Source organism: Prevotella sp. CAG:255 (genome assembly GCF_000431195.1).
GTDB classification, from domain to species: Bacteria; Bacteroidota; Bacteroidia; order Bacteroidales; family Bacteroidaceae; genus Prevotella; species Prevotella rara.
In genome coordinates, this window is sequence record NZ_HF986835.1 from 69070 (window position 1) to 77348 (window position 8279).

Annotated in this window: 4 protein-coding genes; 1 reads left to right on the forward strand and 3 read right to left on the reverse strand. The window is 37.5% G+C overall.

The features are described 5' to 3' along the window. Positions 1–10 precede the first annotated feature (10 nt). The 3 genes from QVO66_RS10725 to QVO66_RS10735 form a co-directional block, all read right to left on the reverse strand. A complete protein-coding gene (locus QVO66_RS10725; protein WP_288172826.1) occupies positions 11–1018 on the reverse strand; it encodes a porin in 1008 nt (335 codons plus the stop codon). 158 nt (positions 1019–1176) lie between these two features. Continuing rightward, entirely contained in the window at positions 1177–2601 is a 1425-nt protein-coding gene (gene rlmD, locus QVO66_RS10730) for a 23S rRNA (uracil(1939)-C(5))-methyltransferase RlmD (RefSeq protein ID WP_021855492.1), read from the reverse strand. A 456-nt stretch (positions 2602–3057) separates the two neighbouring features. Continuing rightward, complete coding sequence (locus QVO66_RS10735; RefSeq protein ID WP_021855493.1) at positions 3058–4557, reverse strand: glutamine synthetase family protein; 1500 nt, start codon at positions 4555–4557, stop codon at positions 3058–3060. Positions 4558–5558: 1001 nt separating this feature from the next. On the opposite strand from QVO66_RS10735, the gene ppdK reads away from it, so the two are divergent. Next, positions 5559–8279, forward strand: a 2721-nt coding sequence (ppdK, locus tag QVO66_RS10740) for a pyruvate, phosphate dikinase (RefSeq protein WP_288172824.1), incomplete at its 3' end; no start/stop codon positions are given.

The window sequence follows — 8279 nt, forward strand, 5'->3', positions numbered from 1 at the left end:
ATTACATTTTTTAAAATCTGAATGATAACTGTGTATCAATCATACTATAATTATGTTTTTCTAAAGAACGGTCATTAACCAATATGTATTCTGCTGAAATCTTCAAATTCTTTACGAATTCATAATCTGCACCAATTTCATAATATGCCTTGCTATTATTCCATTCTGCACTTGGCCGATACATATCATAACGAGCTTTTACATGAAACTTATTTTTTATTATTGGCGCTATAGCTAATGCATAAAATCCATCAGCCTTATTACCTGTTTCATAATCTACTTCAGTTTCACTTAAATTTGTTTTATCATTATAAACAGTTTTAAAGCCATATCCTGTAGAGTGTATGTATTCAGAACGGAAAGTCCAGTCATTTGTAACATACTCACCACTAATGGCATAGCGACGTTTAGATAAACTTTTTATTCCATTATTGTCTTTACGTGCATATGAACCAGTCCACCCGAATGCTCCTAAACGCATACCAGATATTGGCATAACCCACAATCCCCCAATAATATCCTTCTGGTTATCTACATCCTTCGTATTTATACCCTGGCCATTAAACACACCTATCTGATAATGTAACAGTGCCCTCCCTTCTTTTATTTTTAGTAAATCACCTTGTAATTGTATTCCAATATCACGACCATTCGATGAATGTTCACCTGTTCTATCATTAAATCCCGAAAGATTAGTCACATTTTGAGCATAGCTCATAAACCCCTGGTCAATGGGATTCATAGGATTCTCAAAAGTAAACGGACGTTTAAACTGTCCTACTTTTATCTTGATAAAATCATATTTCTGCCATTCAATAAAGACGTCAACGATTCGCGGACTTTCACCAAGAGTTGTTGTATTTCCATTAACTTGTCCCTGGAGTTTATATGCAAAGTCATTTAATATACGTCCGTCCAAAGACAATCTAACCATTCGTAAACTAAAAGTATTGCTTTCTGAATTATATTTACCAGAATATTGGTATTGCCCAATTGCATAACCGCTTAACTTAGGCATACTAAACACTTCTTTCTTTTGCGCACACACATTGCAAATAATCGCACAAAATACAAAAAATGATATTATTCTTTTCAATTTTCTATAAATTTAAACCTGTAAAAGCTAATAATTCACACACAATATATAAAATAAAGGTATAACCTTATCATCAAAATTTAATTTACGCGTCTGTTTAATAACACGACGTTTTCAACATGAGGCGTATGCGGGAACATATCTACAGGCTGTACTGCAACGACCTCATATAAATCATCCAAAAGAGATAAATCACGTGCCTGTGTTGCAGGGTTACAACTTACATACACTATTCTCTTTGGAGCTGTTTTAATTATAGTTTGAACCACATCAGGATGCATTCCTGCTCTAGGAGGATCTGTAATTATTATATCAGGAGTACCATTTTCAGATATAAACGATTCCGTTAATATATCTTTCATATCACCTGCAAAGAATAAGGTATTAGATATATTATTTATTTCAGAATTAATTTTAGCATCCTCAATAGCCTCCGGGACATATTCAATACCTATAACACGTTTAGCATATCTAGAAACGAAATTAGCAATCGTTCCAGTTCCTGTATATAAGTCATAAACAAGTTCGTTACCTGTAAGATTTGCAAAATCACGTACTACGGAATAAAGATGATAGGCCTGCTTCGTGTTTGTCTGATAAAAACTTTTAGCTCCAACTTTAAATGTCAAGCCGTCCATAGTTTCATATATATAATCATTACCTTTAAACACTTCAATATTTAAATCATTAAAGGTATCGTTACCTTTTTGATTATTAACATATAGCAACGACGTTATCTCAGGGAAACAGTCTGCAATATGCTGAAGTAAGTTTTTGGCAATAACCTCATCTTCATCCTTTTCATAATGAAATTGTATTAAAACCATCCACTCTCCTGTATCAGAGTTTCTGACCATAATATCACGCAACAACCCGCATTGTCTCCTGATATCATAGAATACGATATCATGTTCATAGGCATAGTCTCTGATTGCATTTCTGATTTTATTTTGCAGATCATCCATTAACCAACATTTTTCTATCGGCAAAATTTTATCAAACGCACCTGTTATATGGAATCCAACAGCATTCATCTGTGTAAAATCCGAACCTGAAGCTATTTCATCTTGAGTTAGCCATCGTCTATTCGAACAGCCGAATTCCAATTTATTACGATAGCCTTGGGTTTTAACAGAGCCTAATATCTGATTGAATTCCGGTAGATTAACTTTACCAATACGAGTCAGCTGATCATAGACCTGCTTTTGTTTCATTCTAAGCTGCTCATCATATGGTATGTTCTGCCATTTACATCCTCCACAAATTCCAAAATGCTGACAGAATGGCTTAACCCTCCTTTCGCTATATTTTATAAATCTTATTATCTCTGCTTCACAATAGCTATGTTTCTTTCTCCGCACCTGCAAATCAACAACGTCACCAGGAACAGCAAATGGGACAAACACGACAAGTTCATTAACTCTTGCCAAAGCCTTTCCCTCTGCTGCATAATCAGTTATTGTTATATTTTCTAAAACTGGTAGTGATTTTTTCTTTCTGCTCATTTTAATATTAATTAATGTAATGCAACACCTCACATACATATTAATAAAGCGGCCCGAACCAACCCATATTTATACGCATGCATATAATTATTATGCAAAGTTAACTGATATTTTTAAAATACAACAACGTATAATCTAAAAATTAAGAAAATAACAATTTACCTTATTAATAAAGAAGTCAATAAGACATACACAAATGTGTGTATGATTAAAACTTTACATGAATAGCACTAAATGTCATAACAATTTAGGCGAGTACAATCCTGCTAAGCGCCATCATCAGAACACTACTTAATTATAACAAATATAATCAAAATACACCCGAACGGAATATATCCTAACGCCCAAAATACTTTATGTCAGAATAAAAAAGCAAATACCCTTAAATGATAATCTGAAATCATCTAAAGATATTTGCCTTTATACTAAAAATAGCTAAACTTGCTTATCTATAAATTATCCGCAATAGAAAGAAGACTCAACTAACTTCTGCATCAGTTTGCTATCCTTTTCTGCAGACTCACGCAAGTTAGAGTCATCCTGTTTGTTTAAAGCTCTAATGATACCATCTATCATTCTTGCAGAGAAGACACCTTTGTCCTCATATAATCCACGCTGCTTCTCAAGCCATTTTGCAGAAGCCACACATGAATCAGGAAGCTGCTCAAATTTTGACAGACCTTTTTTAGCTTCATCAATTCCGACATACTTATCTGTAGCAATCTGTAAGGCCTCTTCTTTTTCCATCTCCAAGCCATATCTACATGCTACGCACAAACCTGCCATAAGCTGATATATATCTGCAGAAGCGTCAGGTGAGCGCATCTCAACAGTCTGTTTGAGAGTTGTATCATTATTAGCTTCTGCTTCAAGAGTGTTAACCTGAACAGACATGTCACGGCCAGAAGTCCAACCAAGGGGAACGCGCACAAGTACAGATCTGTTGCAATCACCCCAACAAACATTTGTTGGCGCTTCCTGATGAGGAACCAATCTGAAGTATGACACAGATGTCTTATTGCCAAATGCTGTAATAGATGGAGCTAAAATCATCATACCGGCAATAGCTCTTCTAGCCTCTTCTGAAAGCTTGTGGTCTTTAATCATGCAATTCTTTCCGTCTTTCATCATACGCATATGTATGTGTAAACCTGAGCCGGCCTTTCCTACAGTTATTTTAGGAGCGAAAGTAACATCAAGCCCATTCATTTGTGCAAGATTTCTGATTACCCATTTTGCCAACACCAACTGATCAGCTGCTGTTTCTACAGGGTTTGGCAAGAACTCTATTTCATTCTGCTCATAAACTTTTCCATCTTGAGTAAAGTTTCCAACCTCAGAATGTCCATACTTGATTTGTCCGCCAGTCTGAGCAATGTATGCCATACACTGCTTACGGAACTCATTAAACTTTGCAAAAGGACCTGATTCGTGATATCCTCTCTGGTCTACAGCAGGGAACATTCCATTATCATCAGCTATAACATAATATTCCAATTCGCCCATTGCCTCAAAAGTCATGCCTGTAGACTCTTCAAACGCTGCTGCTGCTCTATGCAACGTACGTTCAGGAGAACATTCAAATGGTTCACCATTCTTGTCAAAGAATGAGCATAACATGCACAAAGTAGGAATCTCTGAGAACGGACTTACAAATGCAGTGCGGAAACGTGGTATTACATACAAATCACTACTTTCTGCCTCTATAAATGAAGGGAACAAGCTAGAACCGTCAACTCGCTCGCCGTCTGTTAATATAGTTTCAAGATAAGCATAATCATTAATCATAAAGTTTAGAGTTTTTATGCGTCCGTCTTCAGCCGGATACATAAAATCTATCATACGTATACCCTTTTCACGTATAAATGCAATTATGTCTGCTTTAGTAAAGCATTTTGAAGGTTTACGCAGGAACTCAACTAGTGGGTTCGCATTCATTTCAATTGTCTTATCCATACAATAAAGTGTTTAATATAAGTAATTTAGATTTAAAATATAATCACATTAAATTTATAAAGGGCATTACACCTATTTTGTTTCCGCTATCCTTATATAATAAGGTATATTCAGAATCACAATTATAAAGTGCAGGATTGAGCGGAATCCCCATACAACAGGGCGTACCCATATCATCTCCATACCCATTTACATTCTTTTACAAAGGTAGAAATTTTAATTAGTAAAACAAATTTTCCAATTCTATTTTAGCATACATTCAAATATAATCACATTGCTAAGGCATAATTGACATTTATCTGCCCGCCGCATAAGTTTCACATTGAAACATTTATTTGCATCATGCTTACTTTTTGGATTTACAAACAGCTAAAAAAAACAGTAACAGACCTTAATATAACAAATTACATCCACAAAACGCACAGGAATCCAGCCACAATAACACACTGGAAATCAATACATTACAAAAAGCACAAGAATCAAACAGTACAAATCCATATTAAATACATTGCCAAACATATGCTTTTACATATAAATTTATATTGATTTAGAGTCCGAAACTCAATGAATTACATGTTAAAAAGCGGTTAATTATCAAACACAAGCCACAAGTTTCGCACAAAAATGTTCATAAACCGCCGATATAGCCATGACATTAAGTAATATAAAGCCTATTTCATCCCATTGTTCCTACGCACAACTACTAACACATTGAACCGCTTTTCAGTAAAAACATTACAAATTGTCAATTAGCCATATAATGCACGCAAATTACATTATTTAACATTTATATAATTAAACTTGTAAAATGGCCTGTTTACAAAAAAACGAGTATGCAAACAATAATTTCCAAATGACATAATAAACGCATATTTAGAAAACAAATTATATTGATTGTACCTAAAAACAGAGAAAAAAATTTGTTAGTTAATAAAATTTAAGTATATTTGCACATAACAAAAATCTTGGATAAAAAATATACATGAAAACCATAAATTAATATGACAGAAAAAAGAGTTTACACCTTCGGTAACGGAAAAGCTGAAGGAAAAGCAGATATGCGTAATCTGCTAGGCGGAAAAGGTGCCAACTTGGCCGAAATGAACCTTATCGGAGTGCCAGTTCCTCCTGGTTTCACTATTACAACAGATGTTTGTAACGAATATTTTGAAAAAGGCAAAGAAAGTGTAGTTGCACTTTTAAGCGACGACGTAAAAGCATCTGTACATCATATAGAAACTTTGATGAACAGCAAATTTGGCGACGTAGAGAATCCTCTGCTCGTCAGCGTACGTTCCGGAGCACGTGCTTCAATGCCTGGTATGATGGATACAATCTTGAACCTCGGTCTAAACGACAAGGTTGTTGAAGGTTTGGCAAAGAAAACCGGAAATGAACGATTCGCATACGACAGTTACAGACGTTTTGTTCAAATGTACGGTGATGTGGTTTTAGGAATGAAACCAGTAAACAAAGAAGACATCGATCCGTTTGAAGCTATAATTCAGAAGGTAAAAGCTGTACGAAATATAACTCTTGACAATGAAATGACTGTTGACGAACTCAAGCAACTTGTCAAATTATTCAAAGAGGCTATAAAGAAACAAACAGGCAAGGAATTCCCTGACGACCCAATGGAACAACTTTGGGGAGCTATATGTGCCGTATTCGACAGCTGGATGAATGAACGTGCCATCCTTTATCGTAAGATGGAAGGAATACCTGCAGAATGGGGTACTGCTGTAACTGTTATGGCCATGGTATTCGGAAACATGGGACAGACATCAGCAACAGGCGTATGCTTTAGCCGTGACGCAGCCACCGGAGAAAACTGTTTCAATGGTGAATACCTTGTTAATGCACAGGGTGAAGACGTTGTTGCCGGAATACGCACACCTCAACAGATAACAAAGGCACGCTCTATCGAATGGGCTAAACAGCAAGGCATTTCTGAAGAGGAGCGAATATCTAAATACCCGTCAATGGAAGAAGCTATGCCTGAAATATATGCACAGCTCAATGCACTTCAGGAAAAGCTTGAACATCACTATCATGACATGCAGGACATGGAGTTTACCGTTCAAGAAGGAAAGCTTTGGTTCCTGCAGACACGCAACGGAAAACGTACAGGTACAGCAATGGTTAAAATTGCTATGGACCTGCTGCGTGAAGGAGAAATAGATGAAAAGACAGCCTTAAAACGTTGCGAGCCTAATAAGCTAGACGAGCTGCTCCACCCTATTTTTGACAAGAACGCATTAAAGACCGCAAAGGTACTCACAAGAGGTCTTCCTGCTTCACCTGGTGCAGCTTGCGGACAAATTGTTTTCTTTGCCGATGATGCGGCAAAATGGCATGATGACGGAAAACGCGTAATAATGGTCCGTATAGAAACTAGTCCTGAAGATTTGGCTGGTATGGCAGCAGCAGAAGGTATTGTTACAGCAAGAGGCGGTATGACTTCTCACGCTGCAGTTGTTGCAAGAGGCATGGGTAAATGTTGCGTGTCTGGTGCAGGAGCTTTGAATATTGATTATAAAGCACGTACTGTTGAAATAGACGGTGTAATGCTTAAAGAAGGCGATTATCTCTCTATAAACGGATCTACAGGTGAAATCTATCTTGGTGAGGTAAAAACCAAGCCGGCAGAGGTTACAGGTGATTTTGCTTCACTTATGGATTTGTGCAACAAATACACAAAACTCGTCGTACGAACAAATGCAGACACTCCGCACGATGCAGCTGTAGCTCGTAATTTTGGTGCAGTCGGAATCGGACTCTGCCGCACAGAACACATGTTCTTCGAAAATGAGAAGATAAAAGCAATGCGCGAAATGATTCTGTCGGATACAGTTGAAGGTCGCGAAAAAGCACTTGCAAAACTTTTACCATATCAGAAACAAGATTTCTATGGTATATTGAAAGCAATGGACGGATATCCTGTCAACATCCGCTTACTTGATCCTCCTTTGCACGAGTTCGTTCCCCACGATCTTGAAGGTCAGCAAATCATGGCTAAAGAAATGGGAATAACCGTTCAGGAGATTCAGCAGAGAGTAAACTGCCTAAGTGAGCACAATCCTATGCTTGGTCACCGCGGATGCCGCCTTGGCAACACATATCCCGAGATTACGGCAATGCAGACAAGAGCCATATTGGGTGCTGCAGTTCAGTTAAAGAAAGAAGGATTTGATCCTAAACCAGAAATCATGGTACCTCTCATCGGTATCGTCAATGAGTTTGATATGCAGGAGAAGGTCATTCGTGAAACGGCAAAAGAGATTTTCGAAGAGGAAGGTATAGAAATAGCATTCCGTGTTGGAACTATGATTGAGATACCGCGAGCAGCTTTAACAGCTGATCACATTGCTGCGAAAGCAGAATACTTTAGCTTTGGAACTAACGACTTGACACAGATGACATTTGGATACAGCCGCGACGATATCGCTAGCTTCCTGCCTGTATATCTTGACAAGAAGATACTTAACGTTGACCCATTCCAGGTTCTCGACCAGAATGGTGTTGGACAGCTTGTTAAGATGGCAGTAGAAAAAGGCCGCGCAACTCGTCCTGAACTTGTATGTGGAATTTGTGGAGAACATGGAGGTGAACCTTCATCAGTTAAGTTCTGCCATAAAGTTGGCCTAAATTACGTCAGCTGCTCTCCATTCCGCGTGCCTATCGCACGTCTTGCGGCCGCACAAGCTGCGGTTGAAGATACA

Coding starts and splice junctions, on each gene's coding strand:
- QVO66_RS10725 (WP_288172826.1), bottom strand. CDS start 1,018: ATGCCTAAGTTAAGCGGTTATGCAATTGGGCAATACCAATATTCTGGT.
- rlmD (WP_021855492.1), bottom strand. CDS start 2,601: ATGAGCAGAAAGAAAAAATCACTACCAGTTTTAGAAAATATAACAATA.
- QVO66_RS10735 (WP_021855493.1), bottom strand. CDS start 4,557: ATGGATAAGACAATTGAAATGAATGCGAACCCACTAGTTGAGTTCCTG.